This window comes from Mangrovimonas yunxiaonensis (genome assembly GCF_000733475.1).
GTDB lineage: Bacteria > Bacteroidota > Bacteroidia > Flavobacteriales > Flavobacteriaceae > Mangrovimonas > Mangrovimonas yunxiaonensis.
The window spans coordinates 246,251-267,800 of the sequence record NZ_JPFK01000002.1 but is presented as its reverse complement, the minus strand read 5'-3'; the positions used below and the strand labels follow the sequence as shown (position 1 = coordinate 267,800).

At 39.1% G+C, this 21,550-nt stretch carries 23 protein-coding genes and 1 tRNA gene; 11 read left to right on the top strand and 13 right to left on the bottom strand.

Going from position 1 to position 21,550, the window contains the following annotated elements; translation table 11 throughout:
- Window positions 1-8 precede the first annotated feature (8 nt).
- From IA57_RS01240 to IA57_RS01230, 3 genes are all read left to right on the top strand, one after another.
- A complete protein-coding gene (locus IA57_RS01240; RefSeq protein ID WP_036118201.1) occupies window positions 9-1,316 on the top strand; it encodes an amidohydrolase family protein in 1,308 nt (435 codons plus the stop codon).
- Window positions 1,317-1,391: 75 nt separating this feature from the next.
- Window positions 1,392-2,189, top strand: a complete 798-nt coding sequence (locus tag IA57_RS01235; RefSeq protein WP_036118198.1) for a TrmH family RNA methyltransferase — start codon at window positions 1,392-1,394, stop codon at window positions 2,187-2,189.
- Complete coding sequence (locus tag IA57_RS01230; protein WP_036118194.1) at window positions 2,190-3,425, top strand: M48 family metallopeptidase; 1,236 nt, start codon at window positions 2,190-2,192, stop codon at window positions 3,423-3,425. It abuts the gene before it with no gap.
- Here IA57_RS01230 and scpA read toward each other — a convergent pair.
- From scpA to udk, 5 genes are all read right to left on the bottom strand, one after another.
- Complete coding sequence (gene scpA / locus IA57_RS01225) at window positions 3,422-5,539, bottom strand: methylmalonyl-CoA mutase (protein ID WP_036118191.1); 2,118 nt, start codon at window positions 5,537-5,539, stop codon at window positions 3,422-3,424. The genes IA57_RS01230 and scpA overlap by 4 nt on opposite strands.
- Window positions 5,540-5,629: 90 nt before the next feature.
- Window positions 5,630-6,319, bottom strand: coding sequence for a hypothetical protein (locus tag IA57_RS01220; RefSeq protein ID WP_036118188.1), 690 nt, complete (start codon window positions 6,317-6,319; stop codon window positions 5,630-5,632).
- 22 nt (window positions 6,320-6,341) lie between these two features.
- Window positions 6,342-7,712: a methylmalonyl-CoA mutase subunit beta gene (locus tag IA57_RS01215; RefSeq protein WP_036118185.1), complete on the bottom strand. Its 1,371-nt coding sequence runs from the start codon at window positions 7,710-7,712 to the stop codon at window positions 6,342-6,344.
- On the bottom strand, window positions 7,705-8,031 hold the full coding sequence (locus IA57_RS01210; RefSeq protein ID WP_036118183.1) for an FtsB family cell division protein: 327 nt from the start codon (window positions 8,029-8,031) through the stop codon (window positions 7,705-7,707). The genes IA57_RS01215 and IA57_RS01210 overlap by 8 nt, the downstream gene beginning before the upstream one ends.
- Window position 8,032: 1 nt before the next feature.
- Window positions 8,033-8,641 (bottom strand): uridine kinase, encoded by a 609-nt coding sequence (gene udk / locus IA57_RS01205; RefSeq protein WP_036118180.1) that lies wholly within the window; start codon window positions 8,639-8,641, stop codon window positions 8,033-8,035.
- A 351-nt stretch (window positions 8,642-8,992) separates the two neighbouring features.
- Here udk and IA57_RS01200 point away from each other — a divergent pair.
- From IA57_RS01200 to IA57_RS01180, 6 genes are all read left to right on the top strand, one after another.
- Window positions 8,993-9,067 (top strand) — tRNA-Pro (locus tag IA57_RS01200).
- Between the two features lie 197 nt (window positions 9,068-9,264).
- Window positions 9,265-9,693 carry an FKBP-type peptidyl-prolyl cis-trans isomerase gene (locus IA57_RS01195; RefSeq protein WP_036118177.1) on the top strand — a complete coding sequence of 143 codons (429 nt, stop codon included), beginning with the start codon at window positions 9,265-9,267 and terminating at the stop codon, window positions 9,691-9,693.
- A gap of 215 nt (window positions 9,694-9,908) precedes the next feature.
- Complete coding sequence (locus IA57_RS01190; protein WP_036118174.1) at window positions 9,909-11,243, top strand: 2TM domain-containing protein; 1,335 nt, start codon at window positions 9,909-9,911, stop codon at window positions 11,241-11,243.
- Window positions 11,234-11,443, top strand: coding sequence for a 2TM domain-containing protein (locus IA57_RS12785; protein ID WP_373283068.1), 210 nt, complete (start codon window positions 11,234-11,236; stop codon window positions 11,441-11,443). The genes IA57_RS01190 and IA57_RS12785 overlap by 10 nt, the downstream gene beginning before the upstream one ends.
- Complete coding sequence (locus IA57_RS12685; protein ID WP_236625361.1) at window positions 11,362-11,556, top strand: 2TM domain-containing protein; 195 nt, start codon at window positions 11,362-11,364, stop codon at window positions 11,554-11,556. The genes IA57_RS12785 and IA57_RS12685 overlap by 82 nt, the downstream gene beginning before the upstream one ends.
- Before the next feature lie 114 nt (window positions 11,557-11,670).
- Window positions 11,671-12,426 (top strand): LytR/AlgR family response regulator transcription factor, encoded by a 756-nt coding sequence (locus IA57_RS01180; protein WP_036118171.1) that lies wholly within the window; start codon window positions 11,671-11,673, stop codon window positions 12,424-12,426.
- 5 nt (window positions 12,427-12,431) lie between these two features.
- Here the strand turns inward: IA57_RS01180 and IA57_RS01175 are convergent, their stop codons facing one another.
- On the bottom strand, window positions 12,432-13,610 hold the full coding sequence (locus IA57_RS01175) for an LETM1-related biofilm-associated protein (RefSeq protein WP_036118168.1): 1,179 nt from the start codon (window positions 13,608-13,610) through the stop codon (window positions 12,432-12,434).
- A 349-nt stretch (window positions 13,611-13,959) separates the two neighbouring features.
- On the bottom strand, window positions 13,960-14,547 hold the full coding sequence (locus IA57_RS01170) for a superoxide dismutase family protein (RefSeq protein WP_036118165.1): 588 nt from the start codon (window positions 14,545-14,547) through the stop codon (window positions 13,960-13,962).
- A 135-nt stretch (window positions 14,548-14,682) separates the two neighbouring features.
- Between IA57_RS01170 and hemN the strand changes: the two genes are divergently transcribed.
- Window positions 14,683-16,050 carry an oxygen-independent coproporphyrinogen III oxidase gene (hemN, locus tag IA57_RS01165; protein ID WP_036118161.1) on the top strand — a complete coding sequence of 456 codons (1,368 nt, stop codon included), beginning with the start codon at window positions 14,683-14,685 and terminating at the stop codon, window positions 16,048-16,050.
- Between the two features lie 90 nt (window positions 16,051-16,140).
- Window positions 16,141-16,971 (top strand): universal stress protein, encoded by an 831-nt coding sequence (locus IA57_RS01160; RefSeq protein WP_036118157.1) that lies wholly within the window; start codon window positions 16,141-16,143, stop codon window positions 16,969-16,971.
- A gap of 16 nt (window positions 16,972-16,987) precedes the next feature.
- Here the strand turns inward: IA57_RS01160 and IA57_RS01155 are convergent, their stop codons facing one another.
- From IA57_RS01155 to IA57_RS01130, 6 genes are read right to left on the bottom strand one after another with little or no spacing between them, the layout of a single operon-like run.
- Window positions 16,988-17,809 carry a universal stress protein gene (locus IA57_RS01155; RefSeq protein ID WP_036118154.1) on the bottom strand — a complete coding sequence of 274 codons (822 nt, stop codon included), beginning with the start codon at window positions 17,807-17,809 and terminating at the stop codon, window positions 16,988-16,990.
- A 40-nt stretch (window positions 17,810-17,849) separates the two neighbouring features.
- Window positions 17,850-18,551, bottom strand: coding sequence for a sulfite exporter TauE/SafE family protein (locus tag IA57_RS01150; RefSeq protein ID WP_036118151.1), 702 nt, complete (start codon window positions 18,549-18,551; stop codon window positions 17,850-17,852).
- The gene (locus tag IA57_RS01145) at window positions 18,552-18,998 is read right to left on the bottom strand and encodes a FixH family protein (RefSeq protein WP_036118148.1); all 447 of its coding nucleotides are present in this window, start codon (window positions 18,996-18,998) and stop codon (window positions 18,552-18,554) included.
- 11 nt (window positions 18,999-19,009) lie between these two features.
- The gene (ccoG, locus tag IA57_RS01140) at window positions 19,010-20,434 is read right to left on the bottom strand and encodes a cytochrome c oxidase accessory protein CcoG (protein WP_036118144.1); all 1,425 of its coding nucleotides are present in this window, start codon (window positions 20,432-20,434) and stop codon (window positions 19,010-19,012) included.
- A gap of 41 nt (window positions 20,435-20,475) precedes the next feature.
- Window positions 20,476-21,366: a cbb3-type cytochrome c oxidase N-terminal domain-containing protein gene (locus IA57_RS01135; protein WP_036118141.1), complete on the bottom strand. Its 891-nt coding sequence runs from the start codon at window positions 21,364-21,366 to the stop codon at window positions 20,476-20,478.
- Entirely contained in the window at window positions 21,363-21,548 is a 186-nt protein-coding gene (locus IA57_RS01130) for a cytochrome c oxidase subunit IV (protein WP_036118139.1), read from the bottom strand. The genes IA57_RS01135 and IA57_RS01130 overlap by 4 nt, the downstream gene beginning before the upstream one ends.
- Window positions 21,549-21,550: the final 2 nt, after the last annotated feature.

The following is a 21,550-nucleotide window of genomic DNA, read 5'->3' as shown; positions in this document are numbered from 1 at the left end:
TATTACAAATGAAACACTTAAAACAAAACATAGCAATCGTATATCTGTTGTGCGCTTCACTTGTAATGGCACAGCAAACACCAGCACCAAAGCAAACAAAACCTATTGCAATTATGGGAGCAACCGCCCATATTGGTAATGGAGAAATTATTGAAAATAGCGTACTTATTTTTAAAGCAGGTAAGCTAACAACCGTAGCCGAGGCTAGCGTGGTAAAAATAGATATAAGCAACATGGAAGTCATTAATGCCGCAGGAAAACATGTTTACCCGGGGTTTATCATTCCTAATTCAACATTAGGCTTGGTAGAGATTGATGCCGTAAGAGCTTCTGACGACGATGCCGAAATAGGCCATTTAAACCCGCACATAAGAAGTTTAATCGCCTACAATGCCGAATCTAAAATTATAGAAACAATACGGCCCAATGGCGTACTTTTAGGGCAAATAACACCGCGTGGCGGACGTATATCAGGAACGTCTTCCATAGTGCAGTTCGACGCTTGGAATTGGGAAGATGCTGCAATTAAGGTAGATGATGGTGTGCATGTAAATTGGCCCAATAGCTTTGCGCGCGGCCGTTGGTGGAAAGGCGAAGCCCCAGGTTTAAAACCTAACGAAAATTATACAAAGCAAGTGCAGGAGGTAACCCATTTTATAAAGCAAAGCCAAGCTTACCTAAATGGCGATAAACCCATAAAGCATCTTCCGTTTGAAGCCGTTCGGGGGCTGTTCGATGGGAGTAAAAAATTATATGTCCACGTTAACGATGCCAAGGCCATTACCGATGCCGTAAATTTTAAGAACGAATACGGCATAAAAAACATGGTTGTTGTTGGGGGAGAGCAAGCCCTTCAAGTGGCCAGTTTGTTAAAACACAATAACGTACCGGTATTAATTAGGCGGGTACATTCTTTACCTAAGCATACAGACGATGCTTACGACCAACCTTTTAAGTTGGCAAAAGTTCTAACCGATGCAGGGTTATTGGTAGCCTTAGAAAACAGTGGCGATATGGAGCGTATGCATGCCCGAAATTTGCCATTTTTGGCAGGCACCACGGTGGCCTATGGCTTGAGCAAAGAGCAAGCCCTTCAGCTTATTACCCTAAATGCCGCTAAAATACTGGGTATTGATCAAACATACGGTTCCTTGGAAGTAGGGAAAAGCGCTACCTTATTTATTAGTGAGGGCGATGCATTGGATATGCGTACCAATATGCTGGAAAGAGCGTTTGTCGATGGTCGCGATATTAGTTTGGAAAGCCATCAAACCAACCTTTGGAAACGCTATTCTAACAAATATAAAAATCAATAGTGATAAGAAAAGCGGGTTTGTATAACACGCTTTTTTTATCGCCAGAATTTTACGAATAGTTATACCTTTGCTGTTATGCATAAAACCATACATAGCACACAAAATGCCTTTGTAAAGCAGTTGTTTCAGCTTAAAGAGAAATCGCGGGAACGCAAAAAAACGGGCTTCTTTCTTATTGAGGGTAAACGCGAATTGTCTTTGGCCATAAAAGGAGGCTACACCATAGAAACCCTGTTGTTCTATCCGGATTTATTTTCTGAAAGTGAAGCCAAATTATTGGGAGAGAACGGGATCGATATTATAGAAATATCCTTAGACGTCTTTCAAAAATTAGCACATAGAAGCACTACCGAAGGGGTTATTGCGGTGGCAAAAGCCAAATCACATTTGTTAAGCCACATTCAATTTAATCAAGACAACCCTTTGGTTCTAGTGGCCGAAGCCCCCGAAAAACCAGGGAACATTGGAGCCTTATTGCGAACGGCCGATGCTGCCAATGTAGCGGCCGTTATTATTGCCAATCCAAAAACCGATTTGTACAACCCCAACATTATAAGGTCTAGTGTAGGATGCGTTTTTACAAAACCCATTGCGATGGGAACAACCGCCGAAATACTAACGTTTTTAAACCAAAACGGAATTCGTGTTTTTTGTGCAGCCTTACAGGCTTCAGAAGCATATTACCTCCAAGATTTTACCAAGCCAACCGCCCTGGTTGTAGGAACCGAAGCCACTGGCTTAAGCGACGATTGGTTGCAACATTCCACACAAAATATCATCATCCCCATGCAAGGAGAAATCGATTCGATGAATGTTTCCGTAGCGGCAGGCATTCTTGTTTTTGAAGCCAAAAGACAACGAAACTTTAAGTAAATGACAGCAACTGCTCTATTTTATATCATTTTAGGCATACTTAGTGTAAACTTTATTGTAGATAAGGTTTTAGATGCTTTAAATGCCAAGCATTACAACGATCCAGTTCCCGAGGAGCTTGAAGATGTTTTTGATGCCGAAGCGTACAAAACATCCCAAGCTTATAAAAAAACCAATTATCGCTTTGGGCTCGTGACTTCTACATTTTCATTGGTGCTAACGCTTGCCTTTTTACTGTTTGATGGGTTTGAATATGTCGATACGTTTGCAAGAACCTTTAGCGATAGCCCTATTGCCGTGGCCTTAATTTTTTTCGGTATTATTATGCTTGGGAGCGATATCCTAACAACCCCGTTTTCATATTACAGAACCTTTGTTATTGAAGCGCGTTTTGGGTTTAACAAAACAACCCTTAAAACGTTTGTGCTAGACAAGCTTAAGGGTTTGCTTATGACTGCAATTGTAGGCGGGGGAATCTTGGCATTGATTGTTTGGTTTTACCAACTTACCAAAACCCAGTTTTGGGTATATGCCTGGGGGCTAATAACTGTTTTTACGGTGGTTATGAATATGTTTTATGCGCGCTTAATTGTACCGTTGTTTAATAAACAAACCCCTTTGGAGGCTGGGAGTTTACGTGATAAGATTTCTGAATATGCAAACTCAGTGGGCTTTACATTGGATAAGATTTTTGTTATTGATGGTTCTAAAAGAAGTTCAAAAGCCAATGCCTATTTCTCTGGATTTGGCCGAGAAAAGCGCATCACGCTTTACGATACTTTAATTGACGATTTAGATGAAGAAGAAATTGTTGCAGTTTTGGCGCACGAAGTTGGACATTACAAGAAGAGGCATATTATTTTTAATTTAATAGCCTCTATTTTACTGGCTGGAATCATGCTTTACGTGTTGGCCATTTTTATATCAAATCCCTTGTTGTCGCAAGCCATAGGTGTAGAAACGCCAAGTTTTCATGTGGGGCTTATTGCTTTTGGTATGTTGTATGCGCCCATTTCAGAACTTACGGGATTGCTCATGAACTGGTTTTCTAGAACGTTTGAGTACCAAGCCGATGCGTATGCCAAGCAAACCTATAAAGCAGCGCCATTAGTTAGTTCGTTAAAAAAACTAAGTAAAAACAGCCTGAGTAATCTTACACCGCACCCTGCATATGTGTTTGTGCATTATTCGCACCCAACCTTATGGCAACGTGTTAAAAAATTAAAGCAGAGTTAATCAATTAAAATCTCAAGAATTTTAATGGCAGCATCGCTAATTTTGGTTCCTGGACCAAAAACAGCTACCGCCCCCGCATCAAATAAATATTGGTAGTCCTGTTTGGGAATTACCCCGCCAACAATAACCATAATATCTTCGCGGTTGTACTTTTTTAATTCTTCAATAACTTGTGGGACCAAAGTTTTGTGACCAGCAGCCAAGGACGATACGCCTAAAACATGCACGTCGTTTTCTACAGCCTGTTTGGCCGCTTCTTTAGGTGTTTGGAACAATGGGCCAATATCCACATCAAAACCTACATCGGCATAACCGGTGGCAACAACTTTTGCACCACGGTCGTGGCCATCTTGTCCCATTTTTGCAATCATAATACGGGGTCTGCGACCATCTTGCTCGGCAAATATGTCGGCCAATGCTTTGGCTTTTTTAAAGGAATCGTCGTCTTTTACTTCTTTACTGTACACGCCTGAAAAGGATTTTATTTGTGCCTTATAACGCCCGAATTGGGTTTCTAGGGCAGCACTTATTTCGCCCAAAGTTGCTCGGTTTCTCGCAGCTTCTATTGCTAAAGCTAATAAATTTTCCCGACCTGTTTTAGCCGCTTCTGTTAATCTTTTTAGTGCGGTTGCTACTTTTTCGGCATCTCTTTCTGCTTTTAGCTTTTCTAGACGCTCTATTTGTTGGCGTCTTACGGTTTGGTTATCGACTTCAAGAATTTGAAGCGGGTCTTCTTTATCTAAACGGTATTTGTTAACCCCAACAATAACATCTTTTCCAGAGTCGATACGGGCTTGCTTTCTAGCAGCAGCTTCTTCAATTCTAAGTTTTGGTATCCCGGCCTCAATGGCTTTGGTCATGCCGCCTAGTGCTTCGACCTCTTCAATAAGTTTCCAAGCTTTTTGGGCAATGTCGTGTGTTAGTTTTTCAACATAATAGCTGCCTGCCCAAGGATCTACGGTTCGGGTTATTTCGGTTTCTTCTTGAAGGTAAATTTGTGTGTTTCTGGCAATTCTTGCCGAAAAATCGGTTGGTAATGCAATGGCTTCGTCTAAAGCATTGGTATGTAAGCTTTGCGTACCGCCAAAGGCCGCTGCTGCCGCTTCTATACAGGTTCTGGCAACATTGTTAAACGGGTCTTGTTCTGTTAAGCTCCACCCACTTGTTTGGCAGTGGGTTCTTAAAGCTAGGGATTTTGGATTTTTAGGATTAAACGGTTTTACCAGTTTGGCCCAAAGCATCCTGCCTGCACGCATTTTGGCGATTTCCATAAAATGGTTCATGCCAATGGCCCAAAAGAACGATAGCCGTGGTGCAAACGAATCGATATCCATGCCAGCCTTAAGTCCGGTTTTAATATACTCCAAACCATCGGCAAGGGTATAGGCCAGCTCAATATCGCAAGTAGCGCCGGCTTCCTGCATGTGATAGCCTGAAATACTAATGCTGTTAAAACGTGGCATGTTGTTGCTGGTAAACTCGAAAATATCTGAAATAATTTTCATGGATGGTGTAGGCGGGTAGATGTAGGTGTTCCTTACCATGAACTCTTTTAAGATGTCGTTTTGAATGGTGCCAGCCAGTTGCTCTGGTGTTACACCTTGCTCTTCGGCGGCCACAATATAAAAGGCCATAATGGGTAGGACGGCGCCGTTCATGGTCATGGAAACCGACATTTTGTCTAGGGGAATTTGGTCGAAAAGGATTTTCATATCCTCTACCGAGTCGATGGCTACTCCTGCCTTACCAACATCGCCTACAACGCGCTCGTGGTCGCTATCGTAACCGCGGTGTGTGGCCAAATCGAAAGCTACCGAAAGGCCTTTTTGTCCGGCGGCTAAATTTCTTCTGTAAAACGCATTACTTTCTTCAGCCGTAGAAAACCCAGCATACTGCCTAATGGTCCATGGTCTACGCACGTACATGGTACTGTAAGGACCGCGTAGGTTGGGGGCAATACCCGCGACAAAATTAAGGTGCTCGATGTCTTGTAAATCGTTAGGGGTATAGGTTTGTTTTAAAGCAATGCCTTCTGCTGTTAAAAACGGCTCTTTAGCCGTGCTGTTGGGCGCTAGCTTTTTTAATGTAATATGTTGGATGTTTTTTCTAGACATTATAAAATCGTTTTTTGAATAAAAGCATCGAAATGCACATTAAAAGGTGTTGTTAAATTAATCATGGCCTTTTTTTTAGCATACGGGGCATTAATGGTTGTGGCCAGCGTGCGGATCGTTATTAGGGGTTTCGTTTTCTTTTTTCAACTTTTCCTTAAGCTCTTCTAGGCGTTTAGCTTCTTGGCTTACTTCTACTTCTTCGGTTACTTTTGTAGGGTCTATGTTAAATATTCCAGCATAATAATAGTCAAGCGCGGCATAGAGTGCCAAAAAGTTGTCTTGGCTTATTAGGTGGTGTTTGTTTTTTAAGGCAGCTTCATAAAGCGGTCTGCGCATGCTGTTTGTAGATACTAGGGCATTGAATGTGGTGCTGAGGTCCTTATCGGAAATTTTGCCGCCTATACATGTAAAAATAGGGTGGTTGTAATTAAGACTGTTGTCTTGGTTCCAAAGGTTTTTTTCAGTTTTTAGGGCATTAAAAACCTCTAGGGAGTGAGGCGAAACGATTTCTTCTAGTTTTAGGCGATTAGACGACGCATTTTTAAAGAACAGGGAATAATTTCGGTTTCTGTTGTTAAGGTTATTGTCGTAGTATTTTGTAATGTCGTCTTCGAAAGATAAAAGTGCCTCGGTAAACAGTTTTGTGTCTATATTTTCGCATTTAAGGCTATTTTCTTCATTGGCATAAGTATAGTTAAGCGTTGTTTTTGATGTGTCCTTACAGGCTAAAAAGCTTAACAATGTGGTGGCTAAAACTAATTTTAATGCAATTGTTTTCATTATGGTAATTTATGGGTTAGTGTTATTCGTTTTTTAAACGTTCTTGCTCGGATGCTTCGGCAAGGCGCTTTTCTATAATAGGTTCTATTAAGGTTTTTCTCGGATTGGTCTTTACAAAAGGATACAGTTCTAAATTGTTTTTCATGTTATCCTCTGGATTGGGGTGTTTGTTGGTGCCTAAAAGAATTTTTTCGCCTGTGTTAAACTGGTCTTGTTCGTTTTGGGCGCTTTCTTTTAATTTTCTTTGTATGGTACCTTCTTTTAATTGAGATAAAAATCCACCAGTGGCTTCAATATCCTTAAAAAGTGTTAGTGCTTTTTCGCTTAATTGATCTGTTAGGCTTTCGATGTAGTAGGTGCCGCTTGCGGGGTTGTTCACCTTGTCGAAATAGCTTTCGTGTTTTAATACTAGCAGTTGGTTTCTTGAAATCCTATCGCCAAACTCGTTGGTTTTATGAAAAATGGTATCGTACGGACTGTTGCAAATAGCATTTGCGCCGCCAAGAATGGCGCTCATACACTCTGTAGTGGTACGCAGCATGTTTGTGTTGTAATCGTATATGGTTTTGTTGCGCTTTGTTGGGGTGGCAACGATATGGCAGGTGTTGTTAAAGCCGTACTCGCTTGCTAAGCTAAAGTGCAGGTTTCTTAAAGCTCTTAATTTGGCAATTTCGAAAAAGTAGTTTGTGCCTACCGCAACATTAAACACCACGCGTAGCTGTTCTTTTTCTTGAGCGGTTAGCTTTTCATTAAAATGATTGAAGTACTCATTTAAGTGTGCCAAACCGTAAGCCAATTGTTGGGTTATGGTTGCACCGGCATTTTGGTATAAAGACAGATCAATGCTTAGGGTGTTGGTTTCTTTTACAATGCGGTTGCATGTTTCGTGGTCGTCGTTTAGAGTGCTAAACCAGTTACCAGATTTAGCAAGGTGTCCAATAATGTCGCAATAAATATAGGTATGTGCTTTGTTGGGCGCGTGTTCCAGAATGCTTTTTACATAGTCGGCATCTAAAAACTCCAAACTAATGTATATTGGAATGCTTTCAGCAATGCCCTCAAGCAGCGTTTGTATTGCGGTATCTTTATTTGGGATGTTAAAGTTTAGGGCTTCGGCGCCTTTGGTTAGGGCTTCTAAGGCTTTTTTGTTTGCGGTGCTGGCATTAGCAACATAAAACGTTTCTAGAATGTTCCATGAAGTGGCTTTTTCGGCCGAAGGAGTTGCTAGGGCATCAAATTCATCGGCGTGATAGAATGGTTTAACATCAATGCCCTCTGGACTTTGCCATACTAGGGTTTCGTTATAATCGGCGCCTTTTAAATCGGCTTGTATTTGTTGTTTCCATGCTTTGGAGGAAACCGCTTGAAAATCATTAAAAAGAGCGTTACTCATCATTTTTTGCTTTTGCTATACTATCTTGATATTCAATAATAAAAATGTCCTCGTTGTTTTTTTTCATGTAATACTTTTCACGAGCAAGTTTTTCTAGGCCATCTTCGGTTTTGAGTTCTTTAATGGCCTTATGGTCTTTTACAATTTCTTTTTGATAGTATTTTTTTTCTTCTTTAAGTTGTTCTATGTCGGCGTTTAATTCGCGATGTATTAACCAGGAATTGGCATCGAGGAAAATCATCCAAACGGCAAAACCTATAAGGATTAAGACAAAAATATTCTTAAAAGGTTTTAGGTATGTGGTTTTGCGTTTTGCCATGTTAAGCCAAGCGTTCGTTAATGATTGTTTTTACAATATTAACAGCAACGGTATTGTATTTGTTGTTTGGAATAATAATATCGGCATATTCTTTCATGGGCTCAATAAATTGCTGGTGCATGGGTTTTAAGGTTGTTTGGTACCTTGTTAGCACTTCGTTGATGTCCCGACCACGTTCGGAAATATCACGTTTTAGGCGACGCACGAGCCTTTCGTCGCTATCGGCATGAACAAATATTTTAATATCGAACATATTTCGCAGTTCGGGGTTTGTTAGTATTAAAATGCCCTCGACAATCATTACTTTTCTGGGGCTTGTTAATATGGTATCGCCCGTCCTGTTGTGTTTTACAAACGAATATACGGGTTGTTTTATATTGTTGCCTTTTTTTAGTGCTTTTAAATGCGCTTCTAAAAGTTCAAAATCGATGGATCTTGGGTGGTCAAAATTTATTTTTACACGTTCGTCGTAACTTAGGTGCGAGGTGTCTTTATAATAAGCATCTTGCGAAAGCACGCCAACTTGTCCTTCTGGAAGTTGCTCCAATATTTGATTAACAACGGTTGTTTTGCCGCACCCTGTGCCCCCGGCAATCCCAATGATTAGCATATGTAATGTCTTTTCAATTTACTGCAAATTTAATTATTTACAAAGAAATTTACCGTGGTAGGTTGAAACTTGTTTACTTATTAATAAATAATTAAGCCAACCAGATGTTGAATGTCGAATTTATGTAAAAAAAAGAAAGCTTATAGGTCTGGAATAGGTTTTATTAATTTAAAGTACAAAAAGTATTTTTAATTGAAGAAAAGCATTATATTTGCAACCTCTATTTTTAAGCCTAAAATAACGTATGGTTATAAAAGCTTTTTTTTAGGGATTTAATTAAAAATACACACTTTTCGGGGTGTAGCCTCTCGACAAGCTCGAGATAAACTACACTACGAATTTTACACTTTTCGGGGTGTAGCGTAGCCCGGTCATCGCGCCTGCTTTGGGAGCAGGAGGTCGCAGGTTCGAATCCTGCCACCCCGACAAAAATTAAAACAAAAGTTCTCTTAGGAAGTTTATTCTCTTAAGAGAACTTTTTTGTTTTTATCAAAATTAAAGCAAAGCGTTAATGAACGTTAAGATTATCTTAATTACACCAGATTTTTCCCATATACCATTGATGTTCAATTTATAAATGATAGTTTCGCACAAACTTAAAATTTAACAAAGACACACAGTTTATGAGTCAAGTAAAAGAAAATGATACGGTAAGAGTGCATTACACAGGAAAACTAAGTAATGGTCAAGTATTCGATAGCTCTTTAGAGCGCGAGCCTTTAGAGGCAACCTTAGGACAGGGCATGTTAATTCCTGGTTTTGAAAAGGCTATTGTCGATATGAAAGTTAACGAAAAGAAAACCGTAAACATTGCAAAAGAAGATGCTTATGGCGAAATCTTGCAGGAATTGTTCCATAAAGTAGACAAAGCCCAATTACCAGAAGACATTACACCAGAAATAGGCATGGGGTTGGTTTCTAGAGGAGAAGATGGCAGAGAACACCAATTTAGAATTGCCGAGGTAAACGACGATCACATTATTGTTGATGGCAATCACCCTTTAGCTGGTCAAGAACTTACATTCGAACTAGAGTTGGTAGAGATTAAATAACAATCTTATTACATATCATACCTATTAAAAGCCCGGAAAACACCGGGCTTTTTTTATGGCATAACAGTTCGTCGTACAAATAATACAGTTCAGAAACAGTGTTTTTGCAATGCCCTTAACATTTTAAATATTTGTACTATCAATAAAAAACGAACGGTTTTATTATATCAAAAAACAAATAGTTGTTACATTTAGGTACCATCTAAGTCCGTAAAATGAAAAAACATATAAAAAATAGCGTTGTGGTCTTTATTATCGGATCGGTGGTGTTTGGAATAGGAAACTCTCTATCCAGGAAGGGTTTTCATTTTAATTCGGTTAACGATCTGTTGGTAAATTTTATGTTTTACCAAGCGTATGCCTTTCTACTAGGCTACAGCAACATGTTTTATTTTCAGTTTTTAAACGATCGGCACTGGAACGAAAACAGCAGTGTTAAGCGCATTGCAGTGGGCGTTTTGGGATCATGTGTTATTACCTTAATAGGACTGTTTGTGCTGCGGGCTTTAACCGCACTCTATTTTAATGGCGAAACCTTTAAGGCATTTGTGGCAAACGAGCGTTTTGGCAACTACACCTTTGGTTTATGGATTACATTAACCATTGTAGCCATCTTTCATTTGGTGTATTTTTACAACAAATACCAGCAAAACAGAATTAAGGAGCAGCAGGTAATAGCAGGAACGGCAAGTGCAAAGTTCGATGCTCTAAAAAACCAATTAGATCCCCATTTTTTGTTCAACAGCTTAAACGTGCTTAACAGTTTAATTGAAGAAAACCCTAAAAGCGCCCAAAAATTCACCACAGGACTCTCTAAAGTGTATCGCTACGTTCTAGAGCAAAAAAACAAAGATTTGGTTGCTGTAGATGAGGAACTAAATTTTGCTAGGGTATACATGTCCTTGCTAAAAATGCGGTTTGAAGACAGTATAGTTTTTAGCATTCCCCAAAAGGCCAACAATCCAGAGAGTAAAGTAGTCCCGCTATCCTTACAGCTCTTGTTGGAAAACGCGGTAAAGCACAACACAGTAACCGAAACCAGACCATTAAACATCCGCATTTACGAAAAAAATGGAAATCTGGTGGTTGAAAACAACCTACAGCCCAAACAAATTGTAAAAAAGAGTAGCGGTGTTGGTCTAAGTAACATTAAGCAGCGCTATGGGCTGTTAACCAATAAAAGTATAATCATCAATCAAGAAGCAGCTAGGTTTGCCGTGGCAATTCCCATGCTAACAAAACAAATTTCAATTATGGAAACACAAACAACAAAGCAACAGGACGCTTACTACAGAGCCAAAAAACATGTAGAGGAAATTAAAGGGTTTTATAGCAATGTTCTTTCGTATTGCATTGTAATTCCCTTTTTAATTTTTATTAATTACAAAACGTATTGGGAGTTTCATTGGTTTTGGTTTCCCGCTTTAGGTTGGGGCATAGGGCTGGTTTTTCATGCCTTTGGCGTGTTTGGTTATGGTAAAACATGGGAGGAGCGAAAAATTCAGGAAATCCTTAAAAAAGAAAACGAAACCACCTCAAAATGGCAGTAGTTATGGCACCAAATTTTTCAGAGCAAGAACGTTTAAATCGCGCAAGAAAACGCGTAAAACAACTAAAAGGACTTTACATGCATGCCTTGGTATACCTTGTTGTAAACACCTTTTTTTGGTGGTTAACATCAATTACACATCCTCGGGCAAATCCTTTTTTCAATGGGAAAATTTTAGCACAGCAATGTTTTGGGGCGTAGGCCTTTTAATACATGCTTTAACCGTATATGCCCCCAATTTTATTATGGGAAAAAACTGGGAGGCACGTAAAATAAAGCAGTTTATGGAGCAAGATGCAAAAAACAACCAATAGCGTAATTTTTTGGGCGTTCCCTCGAAACCCGTTTCGAGGTCGCGCTTTCCGCACTACACGGTAGTTTGCTACAATCGCTAACGCAAAATAACACAAACAGCCAATTATAAAAACATGAAGGTTATTATTATAGAAGACGAAAAACCATCGGCAAGACGGTTACAGCGTATGCTGGAAAAAAACGGACTAGAAGTACAAACCATGCTACATTCGGTAGAGGCTGCTATAAATTGGTTTCAGCACAACACGCACCCGACGCTTATTTTTTTAGATATCCAATTAAGCGACGGACTTTCGTTCGAGATTTTCGAAACCGTTAAAGTAACATCGGCCATTATATTTACTACAGCTTACGACGAGTACGCCCTGCAGGCTTTTAAATTAAACAGCATAGACTATTTGTTAAAACCCATAGATGATGACGAGCTGCAGCAAGCCATTACAAAGTTTAAGACTAATTACCACCAACAACAAACGGTTTCATTAGATTTTACAGAAATAAAAAACCTTTTGGTAAACCCCGTTGAGCGAGTGTATAAAGAACGCTTTTCGGTAAAAATAGGGCAGCATTTAAAATTGATTAACGTAAGCGATGTAGAATGCGTTTTTAGCCAGAAAAAGGGCACTTACTTGCACACAGTAGAAGGGAGAAACTATTTAATAGACAATACCCTAGAAGAGTTGGAATCCCAACTAGAACCTAACCAGTTTTATCGGGTTAACCGTACGTTTTATGTAAACATTAATGCCATAAAGGATATGGTAAGCTATACCAATTCGCGATTGCAAATCATGTTAAACAACTATAACGAACAGGATATTATTGTAGCTCGCGAGCGGGTAAAGGATTTTAAAAACTGGCTAACGTAAAAAGGCTAATCTTCTTCAATTCTATTGTCGTCAAATGAAGAGGGTAATAATCTGGGGATAAACTTAATAACCAGAGGTAAAAGTAAAGCGCCTCCCGGAAGCATAAAAATAGCCAAACTAGGAATCGATTTAAAAATATCCAACAATTGGTCTTGTACTTTTTTTTGTTCCTCCTCGGTTAAGTCCCTAACAGTCGATTGGCTAAGCAATTTCATCAACTCTTGGCTCTCTTTTAGTTCCCTTTGTAAGCGTTTGCTATTTCTGGAGATAAGCTTGCTAACCATTTTACTGGAGTTGGAGTAAAAGGTTTTTACAATGTTTTTCGAGCTTAAAAGCGCAATTTTATCTTTATGGGCACTGTAAAACAGTTTTATGTTGTTAATGGCAGTTGTTATCATGCCGTCGTCTAGATCTAGCAACTGGCCCAGATCCTGTAAAATATCAACTTCGTTTTGTTCAATGTTTAAGTCGCTCCATGTGGCCATACAGGCAATATCTAAAATGTAATACTTTTCAAGCCTAAGGGTTATGGGAGCCAGAGCTTCTTTAAGGCTAACCTTTTTGTTTGTACTGTAGCGCAGGGATTGCTCAACAAGTTCAATCAAACTTTTGTCGTACTTTGTTTTCTTTTCTTTAATGTTTAGCACCTCAATAACCGTAGTTTCTATGGCGAGTTCAAGGTTTTTAATGTACGTTTCGGAAATGCGGTTGTGCTGTAAGAATTTCCTATAGGCCAATACATCAACAAAAAGTAAGGCGTTTGTTATAAAGTAATTAAAACTACGCTCAATAATATTATCGTCTATTTGAATGCGTTTATGAATGATTTTCTCAAGGAGGGAAGATGTTTTCTTTTCGCCTAAAAACTCCGAAAAAACAGAGGGTTTATGGGCGTTTATTTGAGTGTAAAACGCAATAACACTCTTAATAAAATCGGGATGCTCCCCCGAAAACTCATCGTAGCAAAATTTTAAAGCAAGCAGGAAGTTTATTTTGCAAATTTCCTCTTCAGAAAGCGTGTCTTCGCTTAACCCGGGTTTTAGGGTGTTAATGTTACTACCGTAAATAAAGCCAACATGGCGTAACCTATTGTAAAACTTTTCGGAGTCGCTGTTTAACCATACAGCACTTTCGTTGTCGAGTTTTAAAAGTTTTTTAATCCAGCCATTTGCCGAAGGATTCATAAGCTTTAAACAATTGATATGTAAATATAGGTAAATTTAGAATTTTACATGGTTTGGTAAAAAAAATAACCTAATGTTAAAGCTTTTAAGCTAAAGCAGACTTAGAGCTTATGTTGGCTGTTTTTTAAATAACTTTTCTTGGATTTTCTGTAGTTTCTCCAAGTTATAAAAGTTAAGACTAACAACACCAATATTGTAATGATTTGAATTCCGATAAGCAGTTTGTAAAACAATAAAAGGGGCATTAATATAGACTTTAAGTTTTATATTTAAGACCTCATTTTAAAGTTTGGTCACAAAAAAAGTCTCATTTTATGAGACTTTTTAATGTTAATATTACAAATGCTAATTATTCTATAATACCACCACAGCTTACACGCCCTCCGGCAGCACCTGTTGGTTGGCTGGTAAAGTCGTCTACACCTTGGTGTACAATTACGGCTTTTCCTAAAATATCTTTATTAGGGTCTCCACAACCAATACACCATTCGTTGGTTTTAAAGGTTATGGTACCATTGCCATTGGCATCGGCATTAAAGTTACCAATGTCGCCTTTGTGGTACCCTTGTGCATCGCCCCATTTGCCATGCGGTTGTGCGGTTGGGTTCCAGTGTCCACCTGTTGATGTACCATCGTCTGCAGAGCAATCTGCTTTTTCGTGCAAGTGAATGGCGTGTTCTCCTTCGGTAAGGCCCTCAAAAACAGCAACCATGGTAACTGTGCCATTCTCATCGGTAAAAACGGCATTGCCCGTAACATCGCTGCCACTTTTGGCCGCTAAGGCTACTTTAATTTTTTTGATTTCTTCTTTAACCTCTTTAACTTCTTCTACTTGTTCTTGAACATCTGCAGAAGCAGGGGTTTCTTGTTTTTTCTCTTTTTTACAAGCAGCCAATGTAAAGGCTAGTGCTAGGGTTAAAAAACTTATTTTTTTCATTGAAATAGTTTGTTTTTAGTGAAGAGGAAAGATAAGCATTATTTAAGAAAATGTAAAAGAATTGGAGTGCTTTATATGATAAATGTCATTGTTTGCTTTTGGTAGCTGAGGTATTTTTGACGTAAAATATTAGGTATGAGACAACAATCTTTAGTAGACAAGTATAATGTTCCAGGGCCAAGGTACACAAGTTACCCTACGGTTCCTTTTTGGGACATGGCTACGTTTTCGTTAGCCCAGTGGAAAACCTCTTTACAGCAAGCCTTTAAAGAAAGCAATTCAACCGAGGGCATAAGTTTGTACCTCCATTTGCCTTTTTGCGAAAGCTTATGCACCTTTTGTGGGTGTAACAAACGTATTACCAAAAGGCATGAAGTGGAGTCGCCATACATTACAGCCATTTTAAAAGAATGGCAGATGTATTGCGATTTGTTTGATGAAAAACCAAACATTAAAGAATTACACTTGGGCGGAGGTACCCCCACATTTTTTTCACCAGCCAATTTAAACCGACTAATAAAAGGCTTGTTTAGCAAGGCCACATTGGCTCCCGGCTACGAATTTAGCTTTGAGGGGCATCCTAATAACACCACGCGCGAGCACTTGCAAACCCTGTACGATTTAGGGTTTAGAAGGGTAAGCTTTGGTGTGCAGGATTATAACGAGACCGTACAGAAAGCCATTCATAGAATTCAACCTTTCGAGAACGTTAAATTTGTGACCGAAACCGCAAGGGAAATTGGTTACACCTCTATAGGCCATGATATTATTTTTGGGCTGCCGTTTCAAACCCAAGCCCACGTTATAGAAACCATAACCAAAACCAAACAGCTAAAACCAGACCGTATTGCTTTTTATAGTTATGCCCATGTGCCTTGGATAAAAGGTAATGGCCAACGCGGCTTTAAGGAGTCTGATTTGCCATCGCCAGAGGCTAAGAGAGAGCAGTACGAAACTGGCAAGCAGCTCTTGCAGGAAGTCGGTTATACAGAAATAGGCATGGACCATTTTGCTCTACCAACAGATAGCATGTATTTGGCCATGCAAAACGAAACCCTACACAGAAACTTTATGGGGTACACAGCCTCTAAAACACAAATGATGATTGGGTTGGGCGTGTCTTCTATTGGGGACAGCTGGTACGGCTTTGGGCAAAATGTAAAAGGCCTTGAAGAATACTACCATTTAATTAACGAAAACATCATCCCGATTTTTAGAGGGCACATCCTCAACCAGGAAGACCTTACCATTAGAAAGCATATTTTAAACCTTATGTGCCATGGTAAAACACATTGGCATGATGCAGAAATGCAGTTTGAAGGCCTAGACGATGTGTTGCAACGGCTTCAAGAAATGGTAGAGGATAAATTAATTGAAATTACTGATAGCCAACTTATGCTAACACCACAAGGGACCCCTTTTGTTAGAAATGTATGCATGGCCTTCGATTTGTTATTGCAGAGGAAACAACCTCAAAAACAGCTCTTTTCGATGACGGTTTAAAATTCTGTTTTTCCTTGTGTATTAACGGGAAATGCAGTAGATTAAACCTTCCAAAAAAGACATAAATTTTTCAACTAAAACAATAAAAAAATGAAAAAAATTATAGTACCTATAGATTTTTCAAACTATTCAGATTATGCTTTAGAAACTGCCGCTGTTATTGCCAAACAAAATGGAGGCGAGGTGCTAGCCTTACACATGTTAGAGCTCTCTGATGCCGTATTGACCAAAGGCAGTTTAGAGCAAAGCGAAGAGGCCGTATTCTTTTTAAAGCTTGCCGAAAAACGGTTTGAGGAATTCTTAAACAAGGACTATCTAAACGGTATTGAGGTAACACCTATTGTAAAGCACTTTAAAGTATTTAGTGAAGTTAGTGAGGTAGCAGAAGAGCACAGTGCCGATCTTATTGTAATGGGATCGAAGGGAACCAGCGGTTTGGCAGAAGTTTTTGTAGGGTCTAATACCGAGAGAGTGGTAAGACATTCTAGTATTCCTGTTTTGGTTATTAAGGACAGATTGGAGTCTACCGAATTTAAAAATGTTATTTTTGCCAGCGATTTTTCAGAAGAGTCTACAGCCATTTTTAACGAGGCCGTTGCTAAGTTCGAGGGTATGGGAGCCACCGTACACCTAGTTTATGTAAATACGCCAGGACGATTCTTGAATTCGACAGAAATGAGAAATAAGGTATCCGACTTTTTAAACAGTGCCGAAGGCAATACCAACAGACTAGCCCATACCAGCTATGTTGCGGATTATACCGTTGAAGCAGGAATTTTAAACCATGCTAACAACATTCAGGCAGATTTGGTTGCTATCGCGACCCACGGTAGAAAGGGCATTGCCCATTTCTTTGAAGGCAGTATTTCTGAAGATGTTGCCAACCATGCCACTTTACCAGTAATGACATTTAAGATTTAATACATCGGGTTATTTTTTAATGATGAACAATCAGCAGGGGCAAACTTAAGCTTTTGCTGATTGTTGTTTTTGGGGACTCAGCAATTAAGCGTTTAAAGAACCCCTCTTCTTCTACCATAAGCCCAATAGCATCAATAGCATTTAACTGCCTGTAGGTGGTAACGGCATCGGCTAGGGACACTTCCTTTAATGTGTGATAAGTAAACAAATCAACTTTAGATTTTAAGGCAGCGGTATCTTCGTTGTGCATGGCATTGTTTTCATCGTTCATTCGCAGCACATGAAAATGGGTAGCCTTTACATCTAACAGTCCTAAAAGGCGGCTGAATTCTGGCGTGTTAAGCCTGTCGTTTTTATCAAGGGGTAATAAGACATCCTTTGGTGGTGTAAAGCTGTATGTTTCAGGAATAACCAAGGTAGGGAGGTTTATGTGCCTTATAATTTGCAAGGTGTTTGAACCAAAAACCATTTCGAAAACACTGGTAGCCCCATCGTAACCGGCAACAATTAAATCGATGGTTCTGGAGGCTGAAATTTGCTTAATGGCACTTAATAGGTTGTCGTAATCTATTACCGATGAAAACTGGTGCAAGCTATTGTTGTTTTCGTTTTCTAGTTTGGTTCTAAACGTTTCTAAAGCTTGTTTTTCGGTCTTTAAAATGGCATCGTAAACATTTTTGTTGTTGCCAGCCATTAAATCATCTAAAGTAAAGCTTCCAGATTTATGAACATGCAACAAATAAAAGTGTACTGCCTGGCCCTTAAATAGCGATAGGGCATAGTTAATGGCGTTGTTTGCACTGTCTGAAAAATCTGTGAGTAAAAGGATGTGCTTCATAATAACTTAAGAATGAAAACAAATATATTGCTTTAATTGGCTAATGGCAATTTATATTGCTGTTTACCACATTTACTGCTGGAGCAGGCGATAGGTAGGGAATGCCCAGTCCTAAGCCCCTTAAAATAAAAAGCAGCCCAATGATAACAACAAAAACGGGAATGGCATTTTGTATGCGTTGTTTAATGGTGGTGTTTAAAAATTTGCCGATGTATATGGCGGTGGTCATTAAAGGAATGGTTCCTAAACCAAACAACACCATATAAAGCGCACTGTTAATAACAGAGCCGGTAACCATAGCACCAAACACGGCCATGTAAACCAAGCCGCAAGGGAGAAACCCGTTTAAAAACCCAATGGTTAAAAAGGTGTCGGCGGTTTTTTTCTTTAAAGCTTGTCCTAATTTAGATTTTAGTTTAGAAATGGCTTGGTGTAAGGGTTTGGAGAAGTTGTACTTGTTAAAGGTTTTGTAGGGCAGGATAACAATAACAATCATAAGGATGCCCACAACGATTGATAACTGTTGTTGAAGTCCAAAGATTTGTAGGCTTTTACCGGCCATTCCAAAAAATATACCAATAAGGGCATAAGCCAATATACGCCCCACGTGGTATAGGGTAATTTGACTTACTTTTTTAACAGAGTTGCTCCTGTCTACAGGAAGCATAAACGCAATTGGCCCACACATGCCCACGCAGTGAAAACTGCCTAAAAGACCAAATATTAACGCAGACCAAAGCATTTAATAAGACATTTCTTTTTTGTAAAGATATGAGGTATTGTTATATTGCCAATCAACTTTAATGTTCCAGCGACCATCCAACAAACGGTTGTCAGGTATGAGCAAATTGTGGTTTGACAATGAAATTGGAACTTCAAAGTCAAATTGTTTGTTAGATGGTCTGTATAGGAACACTTTTCCTGTAATGTTTTTTGGGTCTAGATTAGAAGGAAACGTAATAACCACTCCTTCTGGTGTTTTATTGTAAACAATATTTTCTTTAAGGGCTAAGGCGTTTTTTTCTTTATTGATGTCGGCTTCAAACTCGAGTTCTTTTTGGTAATAGTCCTCGACCACCAAGTCGTGATTGTATTTATCGTTTGTACTCATGGTAATAATAAAGTACATGATAAAGCTTATAAACCCTATAAGGGCAAGTACAATTCCTGTTCCCCAATTAATTTTCATAACTCCTGTTTTTATTTGTAGCTTCTTGGTCCTAAAAAGTTAACGGTGGTATTGTCTATAAGGTTATCACCACTGTAAACATCAATCATTAGTTTGTTTTTGTCGCCTTCTAAATCTGCTTGATCAATTTCTATAAACAAAGTACCTTCTGCTAGTCCTTGGGCTGGAACGGTAAAGTTTTCATTGGCAGAGACCAGTTTTATGGTGCCCTCGAAATTTCTGAGTTTAAAGGTCACTTGGTCGATGGTCTTTGTGGTTTTATTAATTAGTTTATAGGTAAACACATTGCTTATAATGTTGTTGTCCTTATGTTCGTATAACTGCCCAGGGAGCCTTAAAACTCTGGCTTCTACATCGTTTCTTAAAAGTAACATGCCAAAAAGCACACCAATTAAAATAACTAGCACGGCAATATAGCCTTTCATTCTGGCCGTAAGCTTGAATTTTTCTTTCTTTTCTATTTCATCTTCGCTGGCATAACGTATTAAGCCTTTGGGCTTGTTAATGCTTTCCATAATGTGGTCACATTCGTCAATACATGCGGTACAGTTTACACATTCCAACTGCGTTCCATTTCTTATGTCTATTCCGGTTGGGCATACGTGCACACATTGAAAACAGTCAATACAATCGCCATGACCAAGAGCATCGCGGTCTTCGTTTTTCCTGAATTTTTTTCTACCATTTTCACCTTCGCCACGTTTGTGATCGTAGGCTACTACAATAGATTTGTTGTCTAGAAGCACGCCCTGCAACCTGCCGTATGGGCAAGCAATAATGCAGACTTGTTCTCTAAACCACGCAAAAACAAAGTAGAATACTGCTGTAAAGATTAGCAGGGGCGCCAAGGTACTCATGTGCTCTACAGGGCCTTCAGTAATGTAACGCAGTAGTTTATCGCTACCAATAAGGTAGGCTAGAAAAATATTGGCGATTAAGAAAGAGATGAGTAAAAAAATGAACCATTTTAATAGGCGCTTTTTAATTTTTTCGGCATCCCATTTTTGTCGGTCTAGTTTACGTTGTTTGTTGCGATCGCCATCTATCCAATATTCTATGCGCCTAAACACCATTTCCATAAAAATGGTTTGCGGACAAATCCACCCACAAAAAATACGGCCAAAGCCCACTGTAAATAGGGTGATGAATACCACCCCAATAATCATGGATATAACAAAAAGGTGAAAGTCCTGAGGCCAAAACGGAAACCCAAAAATGTTAAACCGACGCTCCAGAATATTGAACATTAAAAACTGATTGCCGTTTATTTTAATAAAGGGTGCTACAAATAGGAAAGCTAGTAAAATATAACTAACCACTTTGCGCTTTTGGTAAAAGCTGCCACTTGGTTTTTTAGGGTATATCCAAGAGCGTTTACCGTCTTCGTTAACAGTTGCAATAGAGTCTCTAAACGATTCGTTTTCTGGAGCTTCCATTTGGTTTGATTTTTTGTGTTTTTTTAGGGCTGTTAAGTGCTTTACTCTCCAGCGTTTTCAGGCCAAATAATATCGCCTTCTGCAGCTTTTGGTTCGGCAGCCGTTTTGCCTTGAAATTGTAACAGGTAGCTTGACACCTGAGCTATTTCTAGCGGTTTAAGGCTTTGTTTCCATGCAATCATCCCTTTACCATCACGACCACCTTCAGATACGGTTTTAAATACATTTTTAATACCACCACCTAAAATCCAACGGTTGTCTGTTAGGTTGGGGCCAATACCACCGCCACCATCTGCTTTGTGGCAGGCCACGCAGTTTGCAATATAAATAGCCTCTCCAGCTTTTAGGTCGCTTGTTTCTGTAAGCACTTCAACCGTGTTGAAATCTACTAGGTTTTTTGCGGTTTTTTTGTATTCTTCGATGGCGATTTTTGCTTCGGCATACTCTTGCTCTAATTCAACATATTGGTTGTCTCCATCAAAAACATGGTACTTAAACATGTAAATTACGGCAAAAATGATAGAGATGTAAAAGCTGTATAACCACCATGGCGGTAGGGAGTTGTCTAGCTCTCTAATACCGTCGTAATTGTGGTCTAAGATAATTTCGTGCTCTTCTTCTACAGGTTTAGATTTTAAGAGTTTTTTATAGGTGCTTTTTACCCAAGCCGCAAGGGCAGAGGGCGCTTCCTTTTTAGCATCATAGCGCGCTTTGCCTTTTTCGTCTAAACTTTGGTATAAAATGTTGCTCATAGAAGCGACGATGGCTTCGGTAGCAACTAAAATTATTAGGACCAAAAGCAAGAATAGCAAGACTGAAGATTCTTTAATAAAGGCTGGTTGTTCACCAGAGTCGACAAAGTATTCTATCAATCCGAAGATGATAAAAAACACTACGGGAACTCTTACCCAAGATGGAAAAAACTGTTTCATGATTCTGTTTGGTTTTGGTTGTCTAATGGAATGTTGCTAACTTCTTTTATGTAGTCTTTTTTTGCGGTAAACACCCACCAAAAAAGCACCACGAAAAAGGTAAAGAATATAAGAAGTGAGATAATGGGGTATATTTCTATACCTGCAATGCTCTCCATATGATTTTTTACAAATTTTAACATAG